This window comes from Microbacterium gallinarum (genome assembly GCF_014837165.1).
Taxonomy (GTDB): Bacteria; Actinomycetota; Actinomycetes; order Actinomycetales; family Microbacteriaceae; genus Microbacterium; species Microbacterium gallinarum.
In genome coordinates this window covers 310,389-334,056 of sequence record NZ_JACSPM010000001.1, presented here as the reverse complement: position 1 = coordinate 334,056, position 23,668 = coordinate 310,389, and the positions used below count along the sequence as shown (strand labels likewise).

The 23,668-nt window shown below is 70.9% G+C and carries 20 protein-coding genes; 17 read left to right on the top strand and 3 right to left on the bottom strand.

The window, feature by feature from the left end; translation table 11 throughout:
* Window positions 1–44: 44 nt before the first annotated feature.
* Window positions 45–755: a Maf family protein gene (locus H9622_RS01540; protein ID WP_191763586.1), complete on the bottom strand. Its 711-nt coding sequence runs from the start codon at window positions 753–755 to the stop codon at window positions 45–47.
* A 23-nt stretch (window positions 756–778) separates the two neighbouring features.
* Here H9622_RS01540 and H9622_RS01535 point away from each other — a divergent pair, with 23 nt between their 5' ends.
* The 6 genes from H9622_RS01535 (at window position 779) to H9622_RS01510 (ending at window position 7,688) form a co-directional block, all read left to right on the top strand.
* Entirely contained in the window at window positions 779–2,146 is a 1,368-nt protein-coding gene (locus H9622_RS01535) for a class I SAM-dependent RNA methyltransferase (protein WP_318246992.1), read from the top strand.
* Window positions 2,147–2,155: 9 nt separating this feature from the next.
* A complete protein-coding gene (locus H9622_RS01530; RefSeq protein ID WP_191763584.1) occupies window positions 2,156–2,827 on the top strand; it encodes a response regulator transcription factor in 672 nt (223 codons plus the stop codon).
* Window positions 2,817–4,061 carry a sensor histidine kinase gene (locus H9622_RS01525; protein WP_191763582.1) on the top strand — a complete coding sequence of 415 codons (1,245 nt, stop codon included), beginning with the start codon at window positions 2,817–2,819 and terminating at the stop codon, window positions 4,059–4,061. Before H9622_RS01530 ends, H9622_RS01525 begins: the two co-directional genes overlap by 11 nt.
* A complete protein-coding gene (locus H9622_RS01520; protein WP_191763580.1) occupies window positions 4,058–5,113 on the top strand; it encodes a hypothetical protein in 1,056 nt (351 codons plus the stop codon). The genes H9622_RS01525 and H9622_RS01520 overlap by 4 nt, the downstream gene beginning before the upstream one ends.
* A gap of 389 nt (window positions 5,114–5,502) precedes the next feature.
* Window positions 5,503–6,687, top strand: coding sequence for a heparan-alpha-glucosaminide N-acetyltransferase domain-containing protein (locus H9622_RS01515; RefSeq protein WP_191763578.1), 1,185 nt, complete (start codon window positions 5,503–5,505; stop codon window positions 6,685–6,687).
* Window positions 6,684–7,688, top strand: coding sequence for a hypothetical protein (locus tag H9622_RS01510; protein WP_191763576.1), 1,005 nt, complete (start codon window positions 6,684–6,686; stop codon window positions 7,686–7,688). The genes H9622_RS01515 and H9622_RS01510 overlap by 4 nt, the downstream gene beginning before the upstream one ends.
* A 54-nt stretch (window positions 7,689–7,742) precedes the next feature.
* Here H9622_RS01510 and H9622_RS01505 read toward each other — a convergent pair whose 3' ends face one another.
* Both H9622_RS01505 and H9622_RS01500 read right to left on the bottom strand, forming a co-directional pair.
* Entirely contained in the window at window positions 7,743–7,973 is a 231-nt protein-coding gene (locus H9622_RS01505) for an acyl-CoA carboxylase subunit epsilon (protein WP_191763574.1), read from the bottom strand.
* Window positions 7,970–9,559, bottom strand: a complete 1,590-nt coding sequence (locus H9622_RS01500; RefSeq protein WP_404802838.1) for an acyl-CoA carboxylase subunit beta — start codon at window positions 9,557–9,559, stop codon at window positions 7,970–7,972. Before H9622_RS01500 ends, H9622_RS01505 begins: the two co-directional genes overlap by 4 nt.
* A 232-nt stretch (window positions 9,560–9,791) precedes the next feature.
* Here H9622_RS01500 and H9622_RS01495 point away from each other — a divergent pair, with 232 nt between their 5' ends.
* From H9622_RS01495 to H9622_RS01445, 11 genes are all read left to right on the top strand, one after another.
* On the top strand, window positions 9,792–11,999 hold the full coding sequence (locus H9622_RS01495; protein WP_191763570.1) for a serine hydrolase: 2,208 nt from the start codon (window positions 9,792–9,794) through the stop codon (window positions 11,997–11,999).
* A 22-nt stretch (window positions 12,000–12,021) separates the two neighbouring features.
* Window positions 12,022–12,819: a biotin--[acetyl-CoA-carboxylase] ligase gene (locus tag H9622_RS01490; protein WP_191763568.1), complete on the top strand. Its 798-nt coding sequence runs from the start codon at window positions 12,022–12,024 to the stop codon at window positions 12,817–12,819.
* Between the two features lie 67 nt (window positions 12,820–12,886).
* On the top strand, window positions 12,887–13,453 hold the full coding sequence (locus H9622_RS01485) for a PH domain-containing protein (protein ID WP_191763566.1): 567 nt from the start codon (window positions 12,887–12,889) through the stop codon (window positions 13,451–13,453).
* A 61-nt stretch (window positions 13,454–13,514) separates the two neighbouring features.
* Window positions 13,515–14,651, top strand: coding sequence for a 5-(carboxyamino)imidazole ribonucleotide synthase (locus H9622_RS01480; RefSeq protein ID WP_191763564.1), 1,137 nt, complete (start codon window positions 13,515–13,517; stop codon window positions 14,649–14,651).
* Window positions 14,652–14,764: 113 nt separating this feature from the next.
* On the top strand, window positions 14,765–15,232 hold the full coding sequence (gene purE / locus H9622_RS01475; protein WP_191765507.1) for a 5-(carboxyamino)imidazole ribonucleotide mutase: 468 nt from the start codon (window positions 14,765–14,767) through the stop codon (window positions 15,230–15,232).
* Window positions 15,229–16,698, top strand: coding sequence for an LCP family protein (locus H9622_RS01470; RefSeq protein ID WP_191763562.1), 1,470 nt, complete (start codon window positions 15,229–15,231; stop codon window positions 16,696–16,698). The genes purE and H9622_RS01470 overlap by 4 nt, the downstream gene beginning before the upstream one ends.
* A gap of 2 nt (window positions 16,699–16,700) precedes the next feature.
* A complete protein-coding gene (locus H9622_RS01465; RefSeq protein WP_191763560.1) occupies window positions 16,701–17,819 on the top strand; it encodes a glycosyltransferase in 1,119 nt (372 codons plus the stop codon).
* Between the two features lie 92 nt (window positions 17,820–17,911).
* On the top strand, window positions 17,912–19,972 hold the full coding sequence (locus H9622_RS01460) for a cell wall-binding repeat-containing protein (protein ID WP_191763558.1): 2,061 nt from the start codon (window positions 17,912–17,914) through the stop codon (window positions 19,970–19,972).
* A gap of 95 nt (window positions 19,973–20,067) precedes the next feature.
* Window positions 20,068–20,961, top strand: coding sequence for an ABC transporter permease (locus H9622_RS01455; RefSeq protein ID WP_318246991.1), 894 nt, complete (start codon window positions 20,068–20,070; stop codon window positions 20,959–20,961).
* Window positions 20,958–21,701, top strand: a complete 744-nt coding sequence (locus tag H9622_RS01450; protein ID WP_191763556.1) for an ABC transporter ATP-binding protein — start codon at window positions 20,958–20,960, stop codon at window positions 21,699–21,701. The genes H9622_RS01455 and H9622_RS01450 overlap by 4 nt, the downstream gene beginning before the upstream one ends.
* Window positions 21,698–23,659, top strand: a complete 1,962-nt coding sequence (locus tag H9622_RS01445) for a DUF6541 family protein (protein ID WP_191763555.1) — start codon at window positions 21,698–21,700, stop codon at window positions 23,657–23,659. The genes H9622_RS01450 and H9622_RS01445 overlap by 4 nt, the downstream gene beginning before the upstream one ends.
* Window positions 23,660–23,668: the final 9 nt, after the last annotated feature.

The window sequence follows — 23,668 nt, the reverse complement described above, 5'->3', positions numbered from 1 at the left end:
CACAAGAACACCGCCGAAACATGGGACTCCTCCCACAATGACGGTCAGGGTGCGGAGTGCACGCCCGGGTCGGCCTGCCGGCCCAGGTCGGTGTGCTCGAGCGAGGGGTCGGTCGTCGCCCACAGCGCGGTCCACTCGACGCCCAGTTCGCGCACGAGTCGCCGCAGCGTCGAGACCGACATCCCCACGACCGTCGAGGGGTCGCCCTCCACCCGCGTGATGAAGGCACCGCCGAGGCTGTCGACCGTGAAGGCGCCGGCGACATGAAGAGGCTCACCGGATGCGACGTACGCGTCGATCTCAGCATCCGACACATCAGCGGCGAAGGTGACGGATGCCTCGGCCACCGCGTGCACCTCGCGCGCCGGCTCGCCGGGGGCGACGCGCACGACCGCATGCCCCGAGTGCAGCACGCCCGTCTGCCCGCGCATCGCGTGCCAGCGCGCGCTCGCGCTGTCGGCCGTGTAGGGCTTGCCGAGCACCTCGCCACCCAGCTCGAACATCGAGTCGCCGCCGATCACGATGCCGTCGAATCCCGGGATGTCGTCGGCCAGTCGCGCCACCACGTCAGCCGCCTTGCGACGCGCCAGCAGGAGCACGTGCTCATCGGGCGCGAGCACGCGGCCCTCGGCGGCCTCGACCGCGGCGACCACCGCGTCTTCGTCGACGTCGGGGGCGACCGTGAGCGGACGGATGCCGAACTGCCGCAGCAGCATCAGGCGGGCGGGCGAGGTCGAAGCGAGGCACACGCGCATGGGTCCACCGTAGGCTCTCCTTCGTGACCGACTCGACTGGCGACCCCGGCCCGATCATCGAACTCGAGATCGGAGACGTCGCCCACGGCGGCGTGTTCGTCGCCCGGCACGAGGGGCGCGTGGTGTTCGTTCCCGACGTCCTGCCCGGAGAGCGCGTGCTGGCGCGCGTGACCGATGCGAGCAAGAACTCGTTCTGGCGCGCCGAGGCCATCGAGGTGCGGGATGCTTCGCCCCACCGCCGCCCGCACGTCTGGCGGGAAGCCGACATCGCCGTCGCTCCCGAGAACCGACCCGGCGGCGCCGACTTCGGGCACATCGCGCTCGAGCACCAGCGCGAGCTGAAGCTGAAGGTGCTCCGCGACGCGCTGCAGCGATTCGGCGGGATGCCGGACCCTCAGGTCTCCATCGCCGCGGCGGGACGCGAAGCCGACCCCGAGAGCGCGGACGGCACCGGCTGGCGCACCCGCGTGAGCCTCCACGTCGACGGCGAAGGTCGAATCGGCCCCTACGCCGCACGCAGCCACCGGGTGATCGCGGTCGAGAGCCTGCCGCTGGCCACCCCCGATGTCGAGCGGGTCGCGCTGAGCCTGGCGTCCGGCGAGCCCGGCCGCATCGATCTCGTGCAGCCTGCCGACGGCCGGGTGCGGGTGCTGCCGCGGCCCGAAGCCGCGCGCGCCCGCGGCCGAGGCGGACGCGGCCGCGGGACCGGCGGCCGAGGGAGGAGCGGCGGCGCCGGCAAGGGCGGACCTCGCCCCGCGGCGCCCGAGTCGGTCGTCGAACGCGTCGGCGACCGCGAGTTCCAGGTCGACGCGGGTGGGTTCTGGCAGGTGCACAGGCTCGCAGCATCCACTCTCTCGTCGGCCGTCGCGCAGACGCTGCGCGGACTCGGCGACGATGTGGGGTGGGATGCCGACGCCTGGCACCTCGACCTCTACGGCGGCGTGGGGCTCTTCGCTGCCACGCTCGGCGACGTGGGCGGCCCCGCCACGCGCGTGACGAGCGTCGAGTCCGACCCGCGGGCGACCGAGCACGCCGGCGAGAACCTCGCCGCGTGGGTCGGCGCGCGGGCCCAGACGGGCCGCGTCGACCGCTGGCTCGCGCGTCTCGCCGCCGAGGCGTCCGCGGCCGAGCGCGAGCGTCTGTCGCACGGCGTCGTGCTGCTCGACCCGCCGCGAGCGGGCGCCGGCCGGGCGGTCGTGGAGTCGGTGGCGTCGCTCTCACCGGCGGCCGTCGTGTACGTCGCGTGCGATCCTGTGGCCCTCGCACGCGACCTTGCGACCTTCCGGGAGGCGGGCTACGAGACGACCGGCGCGCAGGCCCTCGACCTCTTCCCGCACTCGCACCACGTCGAGGCCGTGGCGGCCCTCACCCCCGTCACCGGTCGGCGTTAGGCTGACGGAATGACCCGGGTTGCGCTCATCGACGACCATGAGTCCGTCAGACTCGGACTCGAGGCCGCGTGTGCGCGTGCCGGAAGCAAAGATGTCGTCTTCTCGGGCAGCACCGTCACCGACTATCTCAAGTGGCGAGCCGCCACGATGGCCGGGCCGGCCGACGTCGTGGTGCTCGACCTGACGCTGGGCGACGGCACGACGGTGACCGAGAACGTCCGTCGCCTCGTGGTCGACGGCTCGAGCGTGATCATCCACAGCGTCGCCGACCGGCCAGCCGCCGTACGCGAGGCGCTGGCCGCAGGTGCCGCCGGCGTCGTCAGCAAGTCGTCGCGCATCGACGACGTGATCGCCGCGGTGCGCACGGTCGCGAAGGGCGAGCCGCTCAACAACGTCGAGTGGGCGAGCGCCGTCGAAGGCGACCGCGAGTTCGCCGACGCGCAGCTCTCGGCGCGCGAGCGCGAGGTGCTGCGGCTCTACGCCGCGGGCCTCCCGCTCAAGGTCGTCGCCGACCGGCTCGGCGTCGCCTACTCGACCGCCAAGGAGAACATCACGCGCGTGCGGGTCAAGTACGTCGAGGTCGGGCGCCCCGCGCCGACCAAGGTCGACCTGCTCCGGCGGGCGATGGAGGACGGCATCGTCGAACCCGCCGACCAGGAGGACATCGCGCGTGGCGTCTGACGCACCGGCGGTCCTCGACAGCGCGTGGGGGCACATCCCGCATTCGCGCGAGGCGACCGCAGGCATCGGATCGTTCACGCGCACGCGCGTCGAGCGCATCATCTCGATCGTCGCGGGCTTCGGCTCGCTCGTGCTCGGGGTGCAGGCGTTCCTGACCGCGCTCGCGCCGTCCGACGAGCAGCCGGGTTGGCACGAGCCGCTCGTGGTCGCCGTGTTCGCCCCGCTGGCCGTGATGATCCTCGCCTGCTTCATCGGGCGCGGCGTCCGCATCGCCGCGGGTGTGTTCGCCTTCGTCTACGTGCTCGCACTCATCGCGTGGCCGATCGCGACCGCCGGGAGCGACCCGCCGGCGACGCCGCAGCCGTGGATCTGGTACCTCGTCAACATCGCCACGCTGGCGGCGGTGCTCGCCTTCCCGTTCCCGCTGCAGATCGTGTGGACGGTTCTGGCGCCGCTGCTGTTCGGCCTGGTCCGCCTCATCCAGGGCGGGTTCGCCACCGAGTTCTGGTTCGCCAACGGCCTCGACGTCTCGTTCGCGCTGATCCTGGGCGGTGTCATCCTCACGCTCGGCTGGGTGTTCCGGTCGGTCGCGGCGAACGTCGACGAGACGCGGGCCCGCGCCGTGTCGTCGTATGCGCAGGCGGCAGCAGCCGATGCCGCGGAGCAGGAGCGCATCGCCGTCGCTGCGCTCATGCACGACAGCGTGCTCGCGGCGCTCATCGCAGCCGAGCGCGCCGACACGCCCCGCGCGCAGACGCTGGCCGTCGCGATGGCGCGCGAAGCGCTGACACGCCTCGCGAACACCGAGCAGGACGCCCACGAAGGCCCGGACGAGCCGCGCGACGGCCACTCGATCGCGGACGACATCGACGCCGCGGCGAACGAGCTCGGCGCCGACCTGCTGGTCGATCGCGTCATCGCGGCCGACGGCCCGCAGATCCCCGGCCGCGTCGCGCGGGCGCTGGTGCTCGCGGCGACACAGGCGATCGCAAACGCCCTGCAGCACGCCGGCGGCGCCGGCCTGACGGTGTCGGTCGAGGCAGCGGGCGACTTCGTCCACGTCGAGGTGCGCGACCTCGGAGAGGGATTCGACCTCGACGACGTGCCCGACGACCGGCTCGGCATCCGCGCGTCGATCTTCGCGCGGGTCGCCGCCGTCGGCGGGTCGGCCGACATCGACAGCGGCCGCCACGGCACGACCGTGCGCCTCGACTGGGAGGGGACGCCGGAGTGATCAGCGTCAAGAACGTCCTGGTGGCGCTCGCCGTCGCGTTCACGGCCTACCTCGCCGCCCGCGGACTGTGGTGGACCGAGCCCGTTCCGTACCCGCTCATCGTCGTCGCCACGCTGGGCATGTACCTCGCGACGACGTGGCTCTGCATCTTCTGGGATCCGGCGTCGATCAGCGCGGCGCAGGAAGAGGAGCACATCGGCGATGCGCACCGCGCGCGCGGCCGGCTCCCTGTGCCCGCCATGATCCTCGCGCTGGCCGCTGCGATCATCGTCCCGAGCGCCATCTCGTTCGCGGTCGGTCCGGGCGCGGTGACGTCCGGGTTCGCCACGTGGTACCTCGGCGGCATCGGCGCACTCATGACCATCGTCATGGTGCGGCGCCGGCCGTGGACGGCGTGGGCGGGCATCGTGATCCTCGCCGTCGGCTCGATGGCGTGGATGGGACCCGCCAACGCGCTGGCTCTCGGACTCGTCGGCTCGATCGTGTGGGTGACGTGTGCGCAGCTGCTGGTGCGGTCGCTCGACCGGGCCGCGCGCGACACCTCCAGGCTCGCCCAGCTGCAGCGCGCCGCGTCCGCCTGGCAGGCCTCTCAGGTCGGCCGCCAGCGCGAGCGTCGCGTGCAGGTGCAGCAGGCACTCGCCGTGGCCGGCCCCGTTCTCACGCGCACGGTCGCCACCGGCGGACGGCTCAACGACGACGACCGCCTCGAGGCGCGCCTCGCCGAGGGCAGGCTGCGCGACGAGATGCGCGGCCCGCGCCTGCTCGACGACGAAGTGCGCGCTGAGCTCGAACGCGCTCGCCGACGTGGTGCGAACGTGACGGTGCTCGACGAGGGCGGGCTCGAGGGGCTCGACGACGAGACGCTGTCCGTCATCCGCGCGCAGCTGGCCGAGGCGCTGCGGTCGGCGAGCTCCGACAGGCTGTACATCCGCACGTCGCCCGACGCGCGCGTGGCGGTCACCGTCGTCGGCCGGTCGCCCTCCGTCGGCGGTCCGTCCGAAGAAGACGGCGTCGACCTCTGGCGCGAGATCCCGCACCCCGGCGCGGCGTAGGCCGGGCGCCGGTTCGGCACTCGACCTGTGCGAGACGGCCTGGCCCGTCACCTGTCGGCCCCGCCGCACGGCGGTCGGAAAAGAAACTGCTCCCCGTCTCGATGGGGGAGGGGTACCGAGACGGGGAGCGGAACCGAAGGAGGCGAGGGGCGGCGAAGCCGCCCGCCCCTCGCCTGGCGGACTGTTACCCGAAAACAGCCCGCGTGGCCGAACTCGGATCTTCCACAAGAGCGGAGAGCGAGTCAGCCGAACGCAGAAGCGTTCCAGCGAGACAAGTATCTCCGAGCCGTACGCACCCCGTCTGTAGGTATTTCGGGGGACAAGCGGGGGGTTGTCCGGTTCGGGCGGGCCCGTCACGGCCCAGATTCCCCGGGCCGTACAATTGCCGAGTGCCCCCCGCCGCATCCGCCGCCGCTTCCGCGGCTCCAGAGGTGGACGCGCCCGACCCCAACCGCGCACGCATCGCGAGTCTCGACTGGGCCCGCGGGTGGATGCTCATCGCGAGCGTGACCGTCAACAGCCTCATCGTCGTTCCGCCCTGGTTCGACCACGCACCGTGGAACGGTGTCCATCCGATCGACGTCATCTTCCCCGTCTTCGTGACGCTGTCAGGCTGCGGATTGGCGTTCGCGATGACGAGGACCGTGAAGGTCGCCCCCCTCTTGAGACGGGTAGCCGTGCTGTTCGTCGTGGGGTTGGCGTACAACGCGATCGTGGAGTGGTCGCTCGACGTCTTCACGTGGCGCATCACAGGTGTGCTGCAGTTGTACGCGGTGCTCGTGGCTGTGATCGGCCTCCTGCACGTGGTGACCAAGAGCTGGCAGGGCTGGGCGGCGATCACAGCCCTGACAGCGCTCGCGCAGACGACGCTTCTCACCGTCTACGCGACGACCTGTTCGGCGCACGTGCTCACTCCCGAGTGCAATCCGAGCGGGCCGATAGACAGCGCGATCTTCGGCGCGGCCCACATCTACAGGCTCGGAGCGGCGGGGCACGACCCGGAGGGGCTGATCGCCATCATGGGTGCCGTCGTGTCGGCCTCCGCCGGCGCCACCGTCGGCCATCTGCTGCTGGCGACCCGCCGTAGGGCGCTGGGAGCCGGTCGCGGACCGGAGACTGCGATCGGGCCGGTGCTGCTGTCGTCCGCCGGATTCATCGCGCTCGCGATCGTGCTGATCTACTCGCTGCCCATTCTGCTCGGTGTGCAGCTGCCGATCATGAAGCGCCTGTGGACCGCCCCGTTCGCGCTGGTCGTCGCGGCGGGAACCGCCCTGTTGCTCCTCGTCGGCCATCTGCTGCTGGATCGCGCCCGGGTGCCGCTGTTCGTCGAGCGGGCGTCGTATCCGCTGCTGGCCCTCGGGCGCAACAGCCTGCTCGTGTACTTCGGCTCCCATGTGCTGATGAGCCTGCTCACCCGCCCGATCGGGCAGTCGGGGACGTCCGTCGCCGCCCGGGTGACGGACGTGCTCGCTTACGTCGGCCCGCCGCAGCTGCTGTGGACGCTGCTCCTGCTCGGCTTCTGGATCGGTCTGGCCTCGCTGCTCCATCGTCACCGTATCTATCTGCGGCCATGAGTCCAGGCACTGCGTCCTCCGCGAAACGGCGGTCATCGGCGGTCGTCTCTTGGGCGATTGCCGTCCTCGCGCTGACCCTGGTGACGGTCGGGATGCTGGCGCTCGCGATGACCGCGGACGACGATGAGCGCACGATGAGCCTCGCTGTCGTCCCGCACCCCGACGACGAGTTCCAGATGTGGTCGCTTCTCGAGCAGACACCGCGCGAGTACAAGGTCTTCGTGTCCCTCACTCAGGGCGAGGAGTCGGGCTTCTGCGAGCCGGACATGCTCGAGGGCGCGCTGCAGGCGGACCTCGGTGAGGTGCCTCCCTCGCCGACGCCGACCGGGCGGTGGACGGCCGAATGCAAAGAGGCGCGGATGGCCTCGCTTCTGGGGTATCTGTCGCAGATGTCCGAGTCCGACGCGTCGATCCCGGGAGACTTCGCGGCGGGGCGGTCGATCGAGCTGCCCGCAGGTGCGACGAGCCCGTGTCGCATCGACGATGGCGTCGAGGACTGCGAGGGGGCGCGCGAGGTGCGCGTATGGACGGATCGGCAGGATCGCGGTGCAGTTGTCGCGTTCGACCTCGGTGACGGAGATCTCACGACCGCGGAGATCGGATGGGCGCTGCGGTCTGTCATCGACGAGAGGGCGGCTCTCGGCATCGACGAGGACCTGAGGATAGGGGCGGCGCTCGGCGCCTTCGCGAACGACCACCACCGCTGCCATTCGTACCCGCATCCCGACCACCTGGCGGTACACGACGCTCTACGCACGATCGACCTGAACATCGGTCCGCAGCTCGCCGCCACCTGCTTCGCGGACCCGGCCCAGTCCCTGACGTCGCTCGTCAGCCGCGGGAGCGCCGACGCCGCATTCTCCCTGGGTCCTCACGGCGAGCGGCTCGGCGCGCATCCGCGGCACTACGGCTGGCTGAGTGTCTCGACCTATCCGCTGGGGGGATTCCTGCAGTCGGAGCTGTTCATGCGGCTGCAGTCGTTCTGGGTCGCTTTCAACTGAGGCGCGCATCACCTTCGGCGGCACTCGACAACCGGATTCACCGGCTGAGCACGCTCAGCCGGTGAATCGACCCCAGCCGAGCTCGGGGCGGAAGGGCTCGCGCAGGCTGCGCTGCGTGAGCGACCACGCCGAGCGTCGGTTGTCGTCGGCCGCCACGGCCTCGGCCGCCTCGCCCGTGTACGCCTCGGTGACGACGGCGATGAGCGCCGCGAGCTCCTCCTCGGTGGCCTGTCCGCGCAGGATGTCGATCGTGACGCCCCGGGCGTCCTCGTCCGCCGGACTCACAGCGGGATGTTCCCGTGCTTCTTGGGCGGCAGGCTCGCGCGCTTGCCACGCAGAGCGCGCAGTGCCTTCGCGATCGAGACCCGCGTCTGCGCGGGCTCGATGATGCCGTCGAGCTCACCGCGCTCGGCGGCGAGGAACGGCGAGGCGACGTTGTAGGTGTACTCGTTCGCGAGGCGCGTGCGCACTGCGGCGACGTCTTCGCCGGCAGCCTCGGCGCGCTTGATCTCGCCGCGGTACAGGATGTTCACGGCGCCCTGTCCGCCCATCACCGCGATCTCGGCCGTCGGCCACGCCAGGTTGATGTCGGCGCCCAGCTGCTTCGAGCCCATGACGATGTACGCGCCGCCGTACGCCTTGCGCAGGATCACGGTCACCAGCGGGACCGTCGCCTCCGCATACGCGTACAGAAGCTTCGCGCCGCGGCGGATCACGCCGGTCCACTCCTGGTCGGTGCCGGGCAGATACCCGGGCACGTCGACCAGCGTCACGATGGGGATCGAGAACGCGTCGCAGAATCGCACGAAGCGGCTTGCCTTCTCGCCGGCCTCGATGTTGAGCGTGCCGGCCATCTGTGACGGCTGATTGGCGATGATGCCCACCGAGCGGCCTTCGATGCGACCGAAGCCGACGACGATGTTCGGGGCGAACAACGGCTGCACCTCGAGGAAATCCTCGGCGTCGACGATGCCGCGGATGACCTGGTGGATGTCGTACGGCTGGTTCGGCGAGTCGGGGATGATCGCGTTCAGCGCGCGGTCGGCATCCGTCGTCTCGAATTCGAACTCCGACTCGTAGACCGGCAGCTCCGACATGTTGTTGTCGGGCAGGAAGCCGAGCATCGTGCGCACGTAGTCGATCGCGTCGTCCTCGTCTTCGGCGAGGTAGTGCGCGACGCCGGAGCGGGTGTTGTGCGTGTGCGCGCCGCCGAGCTCCTCCATGCCGACGTCTTCGCCCGTGACGGTCTTGATGACGTCGGGCCCGGTGACGAACATCTGGCTCGTCTTGTCGACCATGACGACGAAGTCGGTGAGCGCGGGGGAGTATACGGCGCCACCTGCGGCCGGTCCCATGATGATCGAGATCTGCGGGATCACGCCCGACGCGCGGGTGTTCAGGCGGAAGATCTCGCCGTACTTGCCGAGGGCGACCACGCCCTCCTGGATGCGGGCGCCGCCCGAATCGAGGATGCCGACGATCGGGATGCCGGAGCGCAGCGCGAGCTCCATCACCTTGATGATCTTCTCGCCGGCGACCTCGCCGAGCGATCCGCCGAAGGTCGAGAAGTCCTGCGAGTACACCGCGACGGTGCGACCGTGGATCGTGCCGACGCCCGTGACGACGGAGTCGCCGTACGGCCGCGACTTGTCCATGCCGAACGCAGTGGTGCGGTGGCGCACGTACTCGTCGAGCTCCACGAAGCTCCCGGTGTCGAGGAGCTGGTCGATGCGTTCGCGCGCGGTTCCCTTGCCCTTCGCGTGCTGCTTCTCCTTCGCGACCGCCTCGGGATCGAGGACGGCTTCCTGGAAACGTGCGCGGAGGTCGGCGATCTTGCCGGCGGTCGTGAAGAGGTCGGGCTGATCGGTCACGGATTCCACCTTATCGGCGGCCCCTGTGGAGCGGTTGGAGGGTTCGCACAAGGGGCCGGGGTGATCGCTGTGCACTCGCTGACCGTGTCGCACGGCCCGAGTCAGGGGGCGAGACGAGTAGGTGTCCGTCGGGCAAGTTTCACGCCGCTCTCACGCGGCCGCCGGCCGACAGCGGTTAGGGTCGGCAGGGGACACAAAGCGACTGGGGATACGAAACCGATGTGAGGAAGTCGTGAAGGGTCGAGTCGTCAAGGGTCGCATTGCACAAGCCGTGGCTGTGGCGGTGGTCGTCGGGATGCTGGCCCCGCTCACCGTTGACCTCTCGGCGGCGAGCGCCGTCGTCCGGCCGTCAGCCACCGTCGACAGCGGGGCGGAAGGGGCGACGCCCGAGCCCACCCCCGAGCCGACGCCGGAACCCACCCTCGACCCGACGCCGGAACCGGCCCCCGAGCCCGAGCCCGACGTCGTCGAGCCGGGCGGGACACCCCCGCCGGCGACGGACGCCGACGTGGCCGAACCAGCTCCTCCCGGGGAGGAGCCCGTGGTTGAGGGCGATACCGGGGCGGGTGCGGTTGCCCCGCTGGCATCACCCGTCACGCCGACCGTTCCGACCGCGTCGCGCATCGCCGGCGTCGACCGTTACCAGACAGGTGTCGCCGCGTCGCAGGCGGCGTTCCCGAGCGGAGCCGACACCGTGCTCGTGGTCTCCGGATCGGCTGCGGTCGACGGAGCCGTGGCGGCGAGCATGGCGGCGTCGCTCGCCGCGCCGCTGCTGTACGTGGCGACCGGCGGTGTGCCGTCGGTCACGGCGACAGAGCTGCGCCGCCTGCAGCCGACGTCCATCGTCGTCGTCGGAGGACCGGCCGTCGTCGGTGATGCCGTCTTCCGGCAGCTGCAGGGCCTCGCCCCCGACGTGCGCCGATTCGGCGGCGCCGACCGATACGAGACCTCTCGCCTCGCGCTGGCAGGGCGCGGGCAGACCTTCGGCACGATCTATCTGGCGGGTGGCGCCAACCTCGTCGACGCGCCGCTGGCGTCGGCGACCGCGGCGGCGACCGATCGTGGCGCGCTGCTCGTCGACGGCACGAAGGCCCTCGACAGCGCCACGCTGGCAGCCGTGCGCGCGGCCGGCGCCAGATCGCTCGTGATCGTCGGCGGCGTCGGCACGGTAACCCCGGCGTTCGCGGCGGAGCTATCGGCTGCCGGGTTCACCGTGTCACGCCGTGCCGGAGCCGACCGCTACGCGCAGTCCGTGCTGATGGCGGGCGAGCGCACCGCGCCCGCCGCGCGCGCGATCGTCGCCAACTCCGCGACGGACCCCGACGTCGCCGTCGCGACGGCGCTCGCCGCCGTGACCCGGCAGCCGCTGTACTACGCCATCGAGAAGTGCGTCCCCGACGTCGTCTCCCGGCACCTCGACGCGGTCGGCCTGCGTGTCACGGGCGTCGGAGGCACGCACTGGCTCGAGGCGCCGGTGCTCGCGAACGATGACTGCTCGGCAGTCAAGACGTCCCTCCAGTCACAGCTCAACTCGGCGATCCGCGCGACGATGGCCGCGTACCCGGGAACCTTCAGCGTCACGGTCCGCCAGCTCGGCGGCCTCGGTGAGATCACCCACGTCGACGGGGGCGTCCGGCGCGAGCCGGCGAGCATGCTGAAGATCTTCGCGGCGTGGGCGGCGTACAAGCGCATCGAGCAGGGCAGCGCGACACCGTCGACGGTGCTTCCGTCCGGGGTGTCGCTCGGGACGTGCGTGCAGATCATGCTCCATGTCTCCGACAACTACTGCCACACCGACATCGTCCACTGGATCGGCATCCCGCAGCTCAACGCCATGATCCGCGGGGCGGGCTTCACGAACACCGTCTACGGGAGCGTCCCGTCGGGCACGAGCGTGCTCTACGCCGGCAACAGATCCACCTCGAACGATCTCGCATGGATGATGGAGAGGCTGGCAAACGGATCGATCCTGGCGAAGAGGTACAGCGACACGATCATCAACATCATGCGCACGCAGATCTGGCGCTCGCGCATCGCGTCCGGCATCCCGCCCGCCGCCCGCCAGGCGAGCAAGCCCGGGTCCCTGTGGATCGCCTCCGGCCTCCTGCAGGGCGACACCGCGATCGTCAACGGCACCCGGTACTCGTACGCGATTTCCATCATCGGCGACGACGGGCCGCCGCAGGCTGCGCTGCGAGCCCTCTCGCGCACGGTGTACTCGCATTTCCACGGGAGCTTCGGCACCGCGACGAGCTACCCGGTGCAGCAGATGGTGACGCGCACGGCGTCGGTGCTGCGCGCCTCGCCCGGCGGCGCGACCGTCACGACCATTCCGGTCGGCGTTCTGCTTCAGGTGCATGACGCGCAGCGGGTGTGGTACCAGGTGCAGTACGGCAGCCGGAAGCTGTGGGTCTACTACACGGGACTGCGCAACCGGTGATCGCGCCGGTAGCGTGAACCGCATGCCGATCGCATCCGAAGGCTATCCGCTCGCAGCGGCCGCATCGCCCAGGGTCCAGGTCGTCGAGACCACCGACTCCACGAACGCTGACGTGATCCGCCACGTCGTCGACGCGCCGGAGGAGTGGCCGCACCTGTCGCTGCTGCTCACGACCGACCAGCGTGCGGGCAGGGGCCGGCTCGACCGCTCCTGGACGACACCACCGGGCACCGCGCTGGCGCTCTCGGTGGTGGTGCACGTCGGGGCGATCCCGCCCGCCTCGCGCGGCTGGATCCCGCTGGTCGCCGGTGCCGCCATGACCCGCGCGATCGCCGGGCAGGTGCGCGGCACGGGTCACACCGCGCGGCTCAAGTGGCCGAACGACGTGCTGCTGGACGGGTACAAGGTGTGCGGCATCCTCGCGGAGGTCGTGCCGGGGCATCCCGACACCGTCGTCATCGGCTCGGGGGTCAACACCCGGATGCCGAAGACCGACCTGCCCGTCGAGACGGCGACGTCCTTCGAGGCGCTCGGCATCGAGGTCGACGACGACGCGCTCGTCGCCGACTACCTGACGGCGCTGGCAGAGCACCTCGACGCCCTGGTCGGTGCGCGGGGCAACGCGGCCGCCGCGGGCGTGCTCGCGGAGGTGGAAGCCCTGTGCTCGACGCTGGGCAGCGAGGTCGCGGTGTCGCTTCCCGACGGAGATGTGCTGCGAGGCCGCGCCCAGCGGATCGACGACGAGGGCCGGCTCGTCGTCGAGCAGGACTCGGAGTTCGAGAGCGCGGTCTCGGCCGGCGACGTCGTCCACGTGCGCTGACAGGTCCGCATGACGCGACACGGCGGTGCGCCGCCGCCGTGTCGGTCGTGACACGCACAATGGGAGCATGACGCAGCCGATCAGCTACGGCGGCCGGCCCCTGCCCCCGGCACCGGGCGCACCGACGCCCGAGCTGCGGGTCGCGCGCTTCCGCGGGCACGCACGGCGGCTCACGTGGTCGGCGATCGTGCTCATCGGCGTCGCCGGGGCGACCGGGTTCTTCTACGGCAACCTTCCCGCGCCGTTCGAGAACTGGATGCTGCTGGCCGGCGCCGGCGTGATCGTGCTGCTGCTCGTGATCCTGCCGTTCCTGCGGTGGTGGGCGCACGTCTACACGATCACCACGCGCCGTGTGCTCGAGCGCACCGGCGTCCTGAGCGCGCGCCATCGCGAGCTCGACCATGTGCGGGGCTACACGATCCAGGTGCGCCGCGGTCTGCTGCAGCGCATGTGGGGCGCCGGCACCCTGACGCTGTCGAACGGCGTCGATCCCTCGCTCCGCCTCGTGAACATCCCGAGCGTCGAACTGGTGCACGAAGCCCTGGTCGACCAGGTCGAGGTGAACCAGATCCTCGCCCACCGCGACGCCCAGCCGCCGCTGCCGCCGCAGCCGCCGCTGCCCGCCGGGCGCTGACGGCTCCGGAGTCCCGCGGCGGTGCGGGATGATGGAGGTCGCACGAGAGGAAGTGGACGGCATGGCATTGCGAGTCGGAGTCGTGGGAGGCGGGCAGCTCGCCCGGATGATGATCGGGCCAGCTGTCGAACTCGGAGTCGAGCTCCGCGTGCTCGCGGAGGAGCCCGGCATGTCGGCGGCGCTCGCCGCCACCGCCGTCGGCGACTACCGTGACGCCGACACGGTGCTCGCCTTCGCGCGCGATGTGGACGTGCTCACCTTCGACCACGAGCACGTCCCCCAAGACGTGCTGGCGGCGCTGCTCGAGGCGGGCGTCGCGGTGCACCCCGGCCCCGGCGCGCTCGCGGTCGCTCAGGACAAGCTCGTCATGCGCACGCGGATGGCGGAGCTCGGCATGCCGCAGCCCGACTGGGCGGCGGTGACCGACGCCGAAGAGCTGCAGGCCTTCCTCGACGACCACGGCGGTCGCGCGGTCGTCAAGACGCCGCGGGGCGGCTACGACGGCAAGGGCGTCCGGGTGGTCAGCGCGGCGACCGAGGCCGACGACTGGTTCGCGGCGCTCGCCGAAGACGCGCGGGGCGGTGCGCTCCTCGTGGAGGAGCTCGTCGACTTCTCGCGCGAGCTCGCGCAGCAGGTGGCACGTCGTCCGTCCGGCGAGGTCGCGGTGTACCCCGTCGTCGAGACCGTGCAGCGAGACGGCGTGTGCGCAGAGGTGCTCGCGCCGGCGCCCCACGGCAGCGAGAGGCTGCGCGCCGTCGCCGCCGACATCGGTGTCGCGATCGCCGAGGGTCTCGCTGTGACGGGGATGCTGGCCGTCGAGCTCTTCGAGACGACCGACGAGCGGCTGCTGGTCAACGAACTGGCGATGCGCCCACACAACAGCGGCCACTGGACCCAGGACGGCGCCGTGACCAGCCAGTTCGAGCAGCACCTGCGCGCCGTGCTCGATCTTCCCCTCGGCCGGCCCGAGCCGACGGCGGCGTGGTCGGTGATGGTCAACGTGCTGGGCGGTCCGGCCGAGCAGCCGCTCGACGCGCGATTCGCGGCGGCGATGGCCGATCAGCCCGACGCCAAGGTGCACACGTACGGCAAGGCGCCCCGGCCGGGGCGCAAGGTCGGTCACATCAACGTGAGCGGCGACGACCTCGACGACGTCGCGTACCGGGCGCGGGCCGCGGCATCCTTCTTCCAGGACTGACCGTGATCGCGCGGCGGACCGCGCCGTTGCGGGGTTCTTCCAGGCACGACCCCTAGCCTTGACGGGTGACTCGCCCGCTGCACTCTTCCGACGAGCCCTTGGTGGGCGTCGTCATGGGATCCGACTCCGACTGGCGGGTGATGAGCGACGCCTCGCAGCTGCTCACCGACTTCGGCGTCCCGCACGAGGTCGAGGTCGTGTCCGCGCACCGCACGCCCGACAAGCTCATGCGGTACGGCCGGGAGGCCCGCGGTCGCGGGCTGAAGGCGATCATCGCCGGCGCCGGCGGCGCCGCGCACCTGCCCGGCATGCTCGCGTCGGTGACGGCAGTCCCGGTGATCGGCGTCCCAGTGCAGCTGGCGACTCTCGACGGGCTCGATTCGCTGCTGAGCATCGTGCAGATGCCGGCCGGGATCCCCGTGGCCACCGTGTCGATCAACGGCGCCAAGAACGCCGGTCTTCTGGCGGTGCGCGTCATCGCTACGTCGGACGCTGCTCTCGCCGAGAGCGTCGAGGCGTACGCGCGCACGCTCGAGGCCCAGGTCGAGGAGAAGAGCCGGCGGCTCAAGGAGTCCCTGTGACCGTGGTGAGCCCGCCGCGGACCCAGTCCGGGTATCGCGCGCCGCACGTCGTCGAGGAGAAGCCGCTGCGGTATCCCGACGCCTCGTCCCGCGCAATGATGACCCGGCGCGGATGGTGGCTCGTCCTCCTCAACTTCCTCCTGCCCGGCTCGGCACAGGCGCTGGCCGGCAACCGGCGCCTCGGGCGCCTCGGCCTCGGCGCCACGCTCGCGATGTGGGGGGTCCTGACTCTCACGCTGCTTTTCGCACTGCTGGCGCCGACGGCAGGGTTCAGCATCGTCACCGGCGCATGGCTGCCCGACTGGCTCGCCCTCGGGCGCCCCGTGCCGCTGTTCCTCGCACAGGGACTGCTGATCGCGTACGCGGTGCTGTGGATCGTTCTCACGATCGACACGCTGCGGCTGGTGCGGCTCGTCAAGACTGGTCCCGTCGCGCGCTTCGGCATCGCCCTCGGTGCGGTGGCGCTGATGGTCGTATCGAGCGGCACCGCGGCTTTCGGCGCCACGACGGTCGGCACGGTGCGCGACACCCTCGGCTCGATCTTCCAGGCGACGGGCCCGCTCGTGCCACCCTCCGACGGCTACTACAACATCCTCCTCCTCGGCGCCGACAGCGGTGCGGGCCGCGACTCGATGCGGTTCGACAGCATCTCGGTGGTGTCGGTGAACGCCGAGACGGGCGCGACCACCATCACCGGCATCCCGCGGGACATGCCGCACTTCCCCTTCGCCGAGGGACCGATGCAGGACCGCTATCCCGACGGTCACGAAGGATTCTCAGATCCCGACTGCGGGTGGGGGAGCGGCATCAACCAGCTGCGCACCGAGGTCGAGGTCTGCCAGGACGGCAACGAGCTCTACCCCGACGCGGTCGACAACGGGTCGGCGCCGGCCATCGAGGCCACGAAGGACGCGGCGGAGGGCATCCTGGGCGTCGAGATCCCGTACTACGTGTTCATCGACATGCACGGGTTCTCCGCGCTGATCGATGCGCTCGGCGGGGTCGACATCGACGTCGCCGAGCGGCTGCCCAAGGGCGGCGGCCCGTCGTACACCGGTCAGCCCGTCGACGAATGGGCGATCGGCTGGATCGAGGCCGGTCCGCAGCACATGGACGGCGATACGGCGCAGTGGTATGCCCGGTCGCGCTACACGACGGACGACTTCGACCGGATGGCGCGTCAGCGCATCCTGCAGCAGGCGATCCTCGCGCAGTTCACGCCGCAGACGGTGCTGACCCGCTTCCAGGACGTGGCGGCCGCCGGCGCCGATGTCGTCCAGACCGACCTGCCCCAGTCGCTGCTGCCGTTCCTCGCCGATCTCGCGCTCAAGGCGAAGGAGCTTCCGGTCAGCACGATCGAGCTGACGCCCGAGGGTGGCGTCGACGAGCACGAGCCGGACTACGCGTTCATCCAGGAGCTCGTGCGCAGCACGCTCCACCCGCCGAGCCCGACGCCGGAGGGGTAAGGATGGTCGCCACGCTCCGTGTGATGGTCGACCAGATGGTCGTCCCTACCGAGCCGCCGCTGGTGGAGGCATCCCGCGATCTCACTCGCGCCTTGATCGCCGGCGCCCCCGCGGGGTGCGAGGTCGAGGCGATCGCGCCGGCCGGCGGCGCCGAGATCGAGCTGCCGGGCGTCGCGGGCGTGCGGCGGACGGCGCTGCCGCGCCGGGAGCTCGCGGCCGCTCTCCAGCTGGGCGTCGGGACCGGCATCGGCGGCGGGATGATCCACTCGCCGACGCTCTTCGCACCGCTCGTGCGCCATGACCGCGTGCACAACCACGACCAGACCGTCGTCACCGTCTGGGACCTGCGTCCGTGGGAGTCGCCCGCCGAGCTGTCCAGGTCGGCCGTCGCGTGGCACCGCGCGATGCTCAAGCGAGCCGTCCGATTCGCCGACGCGGTGGTCGCGCCCACGCACTCGATCGCCCAGCGCCTCGCCGAGCTGGCCCCGCTCGGCGACCGCCTGCGCGTCGTGACCGGCGCCTCGCCGCTCGGCTTCGCCGTGCCGACCGATGAGGTCGGCCGGCGCCGGGGGCTCGATCTGGCCGAGGGGTTCGTACTCCTCAGCGGTGGCCCGACGCCCTCCGACGGGCTGGACCTCGGCATCGCGGCCGTCGTAGCCTCCGGTGTCGACCTGCCGGTCGTCGTGATCGACGTCGAAGAGGGGCACGAGCCGGCCGTCGCCGACCTCGCGGCGGCCGCGGGGCTCCCCGAGCGACGCCTGCACGTGCGCGGTGCGCTCGACGCAGTCGACCGGGCAGCCGTCTTCGGTGCGGCGCTCGCCTTCGTGGCGCCGTCGGGCCGGGCCGCGTTCCCCTGGCGCGTCGTCGACGCCCTGACCCTCGGCATCCCGCTCATCGCCGTGGATTCCGAGGTTCACCGCGAGGTGATCTTCGACGGCGGTGAACTGGTGTCAGGTGCGGATGCCGCGGCCACGGCAGACGGGCTGGCGGACGCCCTCCGCCGGGCGCTCGCCTCGACGGCGGCGGCGGAGCGGCTCGCGGTCCTCGCCGGCGACCGTGGCCGGAGCTTCTCGTGGCGGGAGGCCGCCGATAAGGTGTGGCACCTGCACGCGGAACTCTGACACAGGCCGCAGAGTCCCTGAGAATCGCGTGTCGGACCGCGGATCGGCGCACTCGTGTTGTACTCATCCGTCACATCCGTCACACTGGTCGCATGGCGGGGGCTGACAAGACGGGCGCGCACGCGTCCCTCAAGACATTGACGGGTATCGGGCTGGCGATCGCCGCCCTCGTGATCGGGCTGGTGGCGCCCGCGGCGACAGCGGCCCCCTCCGGGCCGGTGGAGGCGTCCGCCGCCGCGGCGCCCGCGGTCGGCGCGGGAGGGGTGCTCACCGCGGATCTCACCAAGTTTCAGCCGGGGAACATCATCGGCGACGCCGTCTTCTTCAATCGGTCCGCGATGACCGAGGCGCAGATCCAGAGCTTCCTCCAGGCGAAGGGCCCGGCATGCCGCGCCGGGTACACCTGCCTCAAGGACTACTACGACACGTCCCGGACGGTCGCAGCCGACGCGATGTGCGGGGCGTATTCGGGCGGCGTGCGCGAGCGGGCCTCGCGCATCATCTACAAAGTGGCGCAGGCATGCGGCATCAACCCGCAGGTGCTGATCGTCATGCTCCAGAAGGAGCAGGGCTTGGTCACCCACGACTGGCCGAGCGAATGGCGCTACACCGCGGCGATGGGGCAGGGCTGCCCCGACACGGCGGCCTGCGACACCCGCTATTACGGCTTCTTCAACCAGGTGTACGGCGGGGCGTGGCAGCTGAAGCGCTACGCGAATCCGCCCGGCACGACCAAGTTCTTCACCTGGTACGCGCCCGGTAAGACCTGGAACCTGCTCTACAACCCGAATCGGGCATGTGGCACGTCCCCTGTCTACATCCAGAACCAGGCGACCGCGAACCTCTACTACTACACGCCATACCAGCCCAACGCGGCGGCCCTCCGTGCCGGCTACAGCACGGGCGACTCCTGCTCGTCGTACGGCAATCGCAACTTCTACAACTACTTCACAGACTGGTTCGGCTCCACCCAGTACTTGTCGTTCGCGTCGGCTCCCAACCCGACGGTTTCGGGCACCGCGCTCGCAGGCCAGGTGCTCACGGCGTCGCCGGGAACCTGGTCGCCTGCGCCGACCTCGCTCTCCTATCAGTGGCTCAAGGGCGGCCAGCCGATCGCGGGGGCGACGGCGGCGAGCCTCAAGGTGACGAACGACCTCGCGGGGGGCGCGCTCTCGGTGCGGGTCGTGGGGAAGAGGACTGCGTACGCGACCGAGACCAAGACTTCTGGCGCGGTCGCGGCGCGCGGATTCACCGTCGACCGCCTGGCCGGCAGCACCCGGTACGAGACGGCGGTCGAGGTGTCGAAGCGGGCCAATCCCGGAACCGTGGGAACGGTGTATCTCGCCACCGGCGCCGACTACGCCGACGCGCTGTCTGCGGCGTCGCTGGCGGCGCGCGAGAAGGGCGCATTGCTCCTCGCGCCCGTGGACTCCCTCCCCGACGTCGTCGCGGCGGAGCTCAAGCGACTCAAGCCCACCCGCGTGGTCTTGATCGGCGGCCACGGCGTCCTCGACGCCGGCGCTGAGAGCCGGGTCGCTGCGGCCCTCGGCGCGACCGCCACGGTCGAGCGCATCTCGGGCGTCGACCGCTACGAGACCTCCCGGATGCTCGCGGCACGCTTCGGGACCGCGCCGACGGTGTACATCGCTACGGGGCGCGCCTTCGCTGACGCGCTGGGCGCCGCTGCCGTCGCGGGGACGCGCGGCGCCCCCGTCCTCCTTGTGGACGGCGTGAGCGCTTCGCTGGACACTGCGCAGACGACCGCTCTCAAGACGCTGGCGACGAAATCGGCGATCATCGTCGGCGGCGAGGGCGCCGTCTCCAAGGGGATCGCCGCACAGCTGGCCACCCTCGGTATCGCGTCTTCCCGGTACGCGGGCGCCGATCGCTTCGCAACGAACACCGCGCTCAACGCGGCCTCCTTCGCGGCGACGACACCGCGGGCGTACATGGCCACGGGCTTCGACTTCCCCGACGCGCTCACCGGCTCCGTTCTGGCCGCCGGCGGGAGCGCACCGCTGGTCATCAGCGCACCCTCGTGCGCCTCCGCGTCGGCGGCGGACTTCCTGCGAGACCGCGCGGTGACGGCGGTGACGCTGGTCGGAGGCGAAGGAGCCCTCTCTGCCGCCACCGCACGTCTTCTGCGCTGCTGAGGGGGAACGTCCAGGGTGCGCGACCCTCGTGACCTAGACTGTGATGGTTTGCAAACGAGGGCCCGTCGCCCTTGCCCCTTGACGAAGCAGAACCCGTGAGCGACAACCCCCGCCTGTTCGACGCCATCCCGCGCGCGCAGTTCGACGTGCCCGGACGCAGCAACGGCCTGCTCGACGTGTTCCGCTGGCACTACCTGCTGCGCCTTCTGGTGCGCACCGGCGTAACGACGCGCTACCGCAATTCGGTGCTCGGCTGGACCTGGTCGTACGTGCGGCCGGCGGCGCAGTTCCTGGTCTTCTTCGTCGTGCTGGGCGTCTTCCTTCAGCTGAACCGCGGCATCCCGAACTACGCGATCTACCTGTTCTCGGGCATCGTCGTCATCAACCTCTTCAGCGAGGGCTTCAAGAACGCGACGACGTCGATCGTCAACAACGCGCCGCTCGTGCGCAAGGTGTATCTGCCGCGGCAGCTCTTCGCGGTGTCGGCCGTCATCGTGGCGTTCGTCCACTTCCTTCCGCAGGTCGCGCTGCTGCTGATCGTCTGCCTCTTCTTCGGGTGGATCGTCCACATCTCGGTGCTCAGCATCCTGGCGATCCTTGCCGGGATGCTGCTCATCATGCTGTTCGCGCTCGGTCTGGGGCTGCTCTTCGGCGCGGTGAACGTGCGGTTCCGGGATGCCGAGAACATCGTCGAGCTGCTCCTGCTGCTCGCGACCTGGGCATCGCCGGTGCTCTATTTCTGGACGATGGTGGCCGACGTGCTGCCCGACTGGCTGTTCCAGATCTACATGCTCAACCCGATCACGCAGGCGGTGGAACTGTTCCACTTCGCGTTCTGGTATCCGATCACGGAGACGACGGCGGAACTCCCGCTGCCCCCCATGCTCGGGATCAACACGCTGTGGACCTTCCTCATCACGATCGTGTCGATCGTCATCGGCCAGGCCGTGTTCCGCCGCCTCGAGGGAAGGTTCGCGCAGGACCTATGAGCCAGCCCATCGCCGCACCGCACCGCCCGAGCATCATCGTCGACGGCGTGCGCAAGCGCTTCACGATCAATCACGCCCTGTCGCTCAAAGACACCGTTGTCGCCTGGATCCGCCGCCGCACTCTCACGAGCGACTTCGAAGCCCTGAAGGGCGTCGACATCGTCGTGGACGAGGGCGAGTCCGTCGCCATCCTCGGCCTCAACGGCTCGGGCAAATCGACGCTGCTGAAGCTGATCTCGGGCGTGATGGCGCCCGATGGCGGGGAGGTGCTCACCCGCGGCCGCGTCGCCGGCCTGATCGAGGTCGGCGCCGGATTCCACCCCGAGCTGTCGGGGCGCGAGAACGTGTTCCTCAACGCCGCCATCCTGGGCATGAGCCGCAGTGAGATCGAAGCCCGCTACGACGAGATCGTCGCGTTCAGTGAGATCGAGGAGTTCATCGACCAGGAGGTCAAGCACTACTCGTCGGGCATGTTCATGCGCCTGGCATTCTCCGTCGCCATCCACATCGCCGTCGACGTGCTCTTGGTCGACGAGATCCTGTCGGTGGGCGACGCGCCGTTCCGGGAGAAGTGCCGTCTCAAGTTCGAGGAGCTCATCGCCGCGCGCAAGACCCTCCTCATCGTGAGTCACGACCTCGACATGGTGCGCGAGCTTTGCGTGCGCGGCGTCGTTCTCAGCAAGGGCGAGGTCGTCTACGACGGCCCGATCGAGGGGGCCGTCCGCCTGGTGGAGTCGTGATCGGCACCTGGCTGGGCGCCCTGCCCGCCCTCGTCATCGCCGTCGCGGTTCTCTTCGGGCCCGGACTCGCGATCGGCGCGGCACTGCGTCTGCGCGGACTCGCCCTGTGGGCACTCGCCCCCGTCGTGAGCGTCGCCGTCGTCGCTGGGCTCGCGCTGGTCTTCGGCTTCGCGAAGGTGCCGTGGGAGGCATGGTCGATCCTCGCCGGGGTCGCCGTGGCGGCCGGCCTGGCGTGGCTCGCCAGGTTCCTCCTCGGGCCCCGTCCGCCGCTGCCGGCGCGCGACGCCCGGGGCACGTGGCTGGTCACGGCCGGCCTCGCCGTCGGCGGGCTCCTCACTGCTGCGCGCTTCATCGTCTACGTTCACGAGCCCGCCGCGATCTCGATGACGAACGACGCGGTGTTCCACCTCAACGCCGTGCGCTTCGTCCTGGAGACCGGGTCGGCGTCATCGCTGCATGTCAGCGGAGTGATCGGGGCACAGGGGTTCTATCCCGCCGCCTGGCACGCGATCACCTCCGCGGTCGTCCAGTTCACCGGTGTCGAGATTCCGGTGGCCGCCAACATGGTCTCGCTGGTGATCGCCGCCGGCGTCTGGACGCTGGGCATCACCTGGTTCGCGCGAAGGATCTCCGGAGCACCGGCGGTGACCGCTGCGCTCGCGGCATCCCTCTCCGCATCGCTCGCGGTGTTCCCGATGCTGATGTTCCAGTGGGGCGTCCTCTACTCGTACGCGCTGTCACTCGCTCTGCTGCCGGCGGCCGCCGCGCTCGTCGTCGGATCGCCGCGCTGGTTCGCTGGACGCGGCCCCACCAGCGGACCCGTGCGCACCGCCGCCCTGCTCGGCGTGCTCGCGCTCGCCGCCGCCGGCGCGATCGCGCTGTCGCAGCCCGCGACTCTGCTCGCGTGGGCGGTCCTCTCAGTCGCCTGGTTCTCGTTCTGGGCGATCTCGCGCGCGGTTCGCACGCCCGGGCGAGGACGCGTCATCCTGCTCCTCGCAGTGGCCGCCGTCTGGGGGGCCTTCGCGCTGCTGTGGTACCTCCTCACGCGCAGCACGTCGGGTTCGCACTGGCCGCCCTTCCGCGGCAAGGTCGAGGCCGTCCTCGACGTCCTCCTCAACGGCCAGGTGCTGCTTCCGGTCATGCTCGGGATCAGCATCCTGATGATCGCCGGTCTCGTGGTCGCGGTCCTGCGCCCCGAGCTGCGGTGGCTCGCCGCCGCGTGGGCGGTGTTCGGCATGCTCTATGCGGTCTCGGCGTCCATCGGCCACCCGGGCCTGCGCCGCTGGTTGCTCGGCGCCTGGTACGCAGACCCCTACCGGATCGCAGCGGCGGGAGCGACCGTCGTGATTCCGCTCGCAGCGATCGGGCTCGCCGTCATCGCAGCCTGGGCCGCGCGCTCGATCTCTGCCCGGCGAGGCTTCCGCGCCGAACGGTTCGGTGCGGCGTGGGCGATGGCGGTCGTCGCAGGTCTCGGCGTGGTGACGCTCGTCGCCGTCCCGATGATCCAGATGCGCGCCGTCACGCAGGGCACCGTCGACGCCGAGTCGCGCTATATCACCGAGGACTACCTCTCGCCCGACGAGCGCGCCCTGCTCGAGCGCCTCGACGTGCACGTCGCCGAGGGAGAACGCGTGATCGGCAACCCCTCGACGGGGATGGGTTTCGGCTACATGCTCAGCGGTGTGGACGTCTTCCCGCGCACGTGGGCGCCACCGCGGACCGAGCCGTGGCGTGTGATCGAAGACGACCTCCGTGATGCGGCGGAGGATCCCGCGGTGTGCGAGGCCCTCGAGGTCTACGGATCTCCGAGCTATGTGCTCGATTTCGGCCTCGGCGAGGACACCCCGGGCCGCTTCGAACTGCCCGGGATGACGGACTTCGCCGGCCGCAGCGGCTTCGAACTCGTCGACGCGGAGGGGGAGGCGTCCCTGTGGCGGATCACCGCGTGCGCACCGTGACCGACGCAC

Excerpts from the sequence above, each read along its gene's own strand:
- H9622_RS01490 (WP_191763568.1), top strand. The coding sequence starts at position 12,022 with ATGCCGATCGCATCCGAAGGCTATCCGCTCGCAGCGGCCGCATCGCCC.
- H9622_RS01540 (WP_191763586.1), bottom strand. The coding sequence starts at position 755 with ATGCGCGTGTGCCTCGCTTCGACCTCGCCCGCCCGCCTGATGCTGCTG.
- purE (WP_191765507.1), top strand. The coding sequence starts at position 14,765 with ATGGGATCCGACTCCGACTGGCGGGTGATGAGCGACGCCTCGCAGCTG.
- H9622_RS01510 (WP_191763576.1), top strand. The coding sequence starts at position 6,684 with ATGAGTCCAGGCACTGCGTCCTCCGCGAAACGGCGGTCATCGGCGGTC.
- H9622_RS01485 (WP_191763566.1), top strand. The coding sequence starts at position 12,887 with ATGACGCAGCCGATCAGCTACGGCGGCCGGCCCCTGCCCCCGGCACCG.
- H9622_RS01460 (WP_191763558.1), top strand. The coding sequence starts at position 17,912 with ATGGCGGGGGCTGACAAGACGGGCGCGCACGCGTCCCTCAAGACATTG.
- H9622_RS01530 (WP_191763584.1), top strand. The coding sequence starts at position 2,156 with ATGACCCGGGTTGCGCTCATCGACGACCATGAGTCCGTCAGACTCGGA.
- H9622_RS01480 (WP_191763564.1), top strand. The coding sequence starts at position 13,515 with ATGGCATTGCGAGTCGGAGTCGTGGGAGGCGGGCAGCTCGCCCGGATG.
- H9622_RS01450 (WP_191763556.1), top strand. The coding sequence starts at position 20,958 with ATGAGCCAGCCCATCGCCGCACCGCACCGCCCGAGCATCATCGTCGAC.
- H9622_RS01465 (WP_191763560.1), top strand. The coding sequence starts at position 16,701 with ATGGTCGCCACGCTCCGTGTGATGGTCGACCAGATGGTCGTCCCTACC.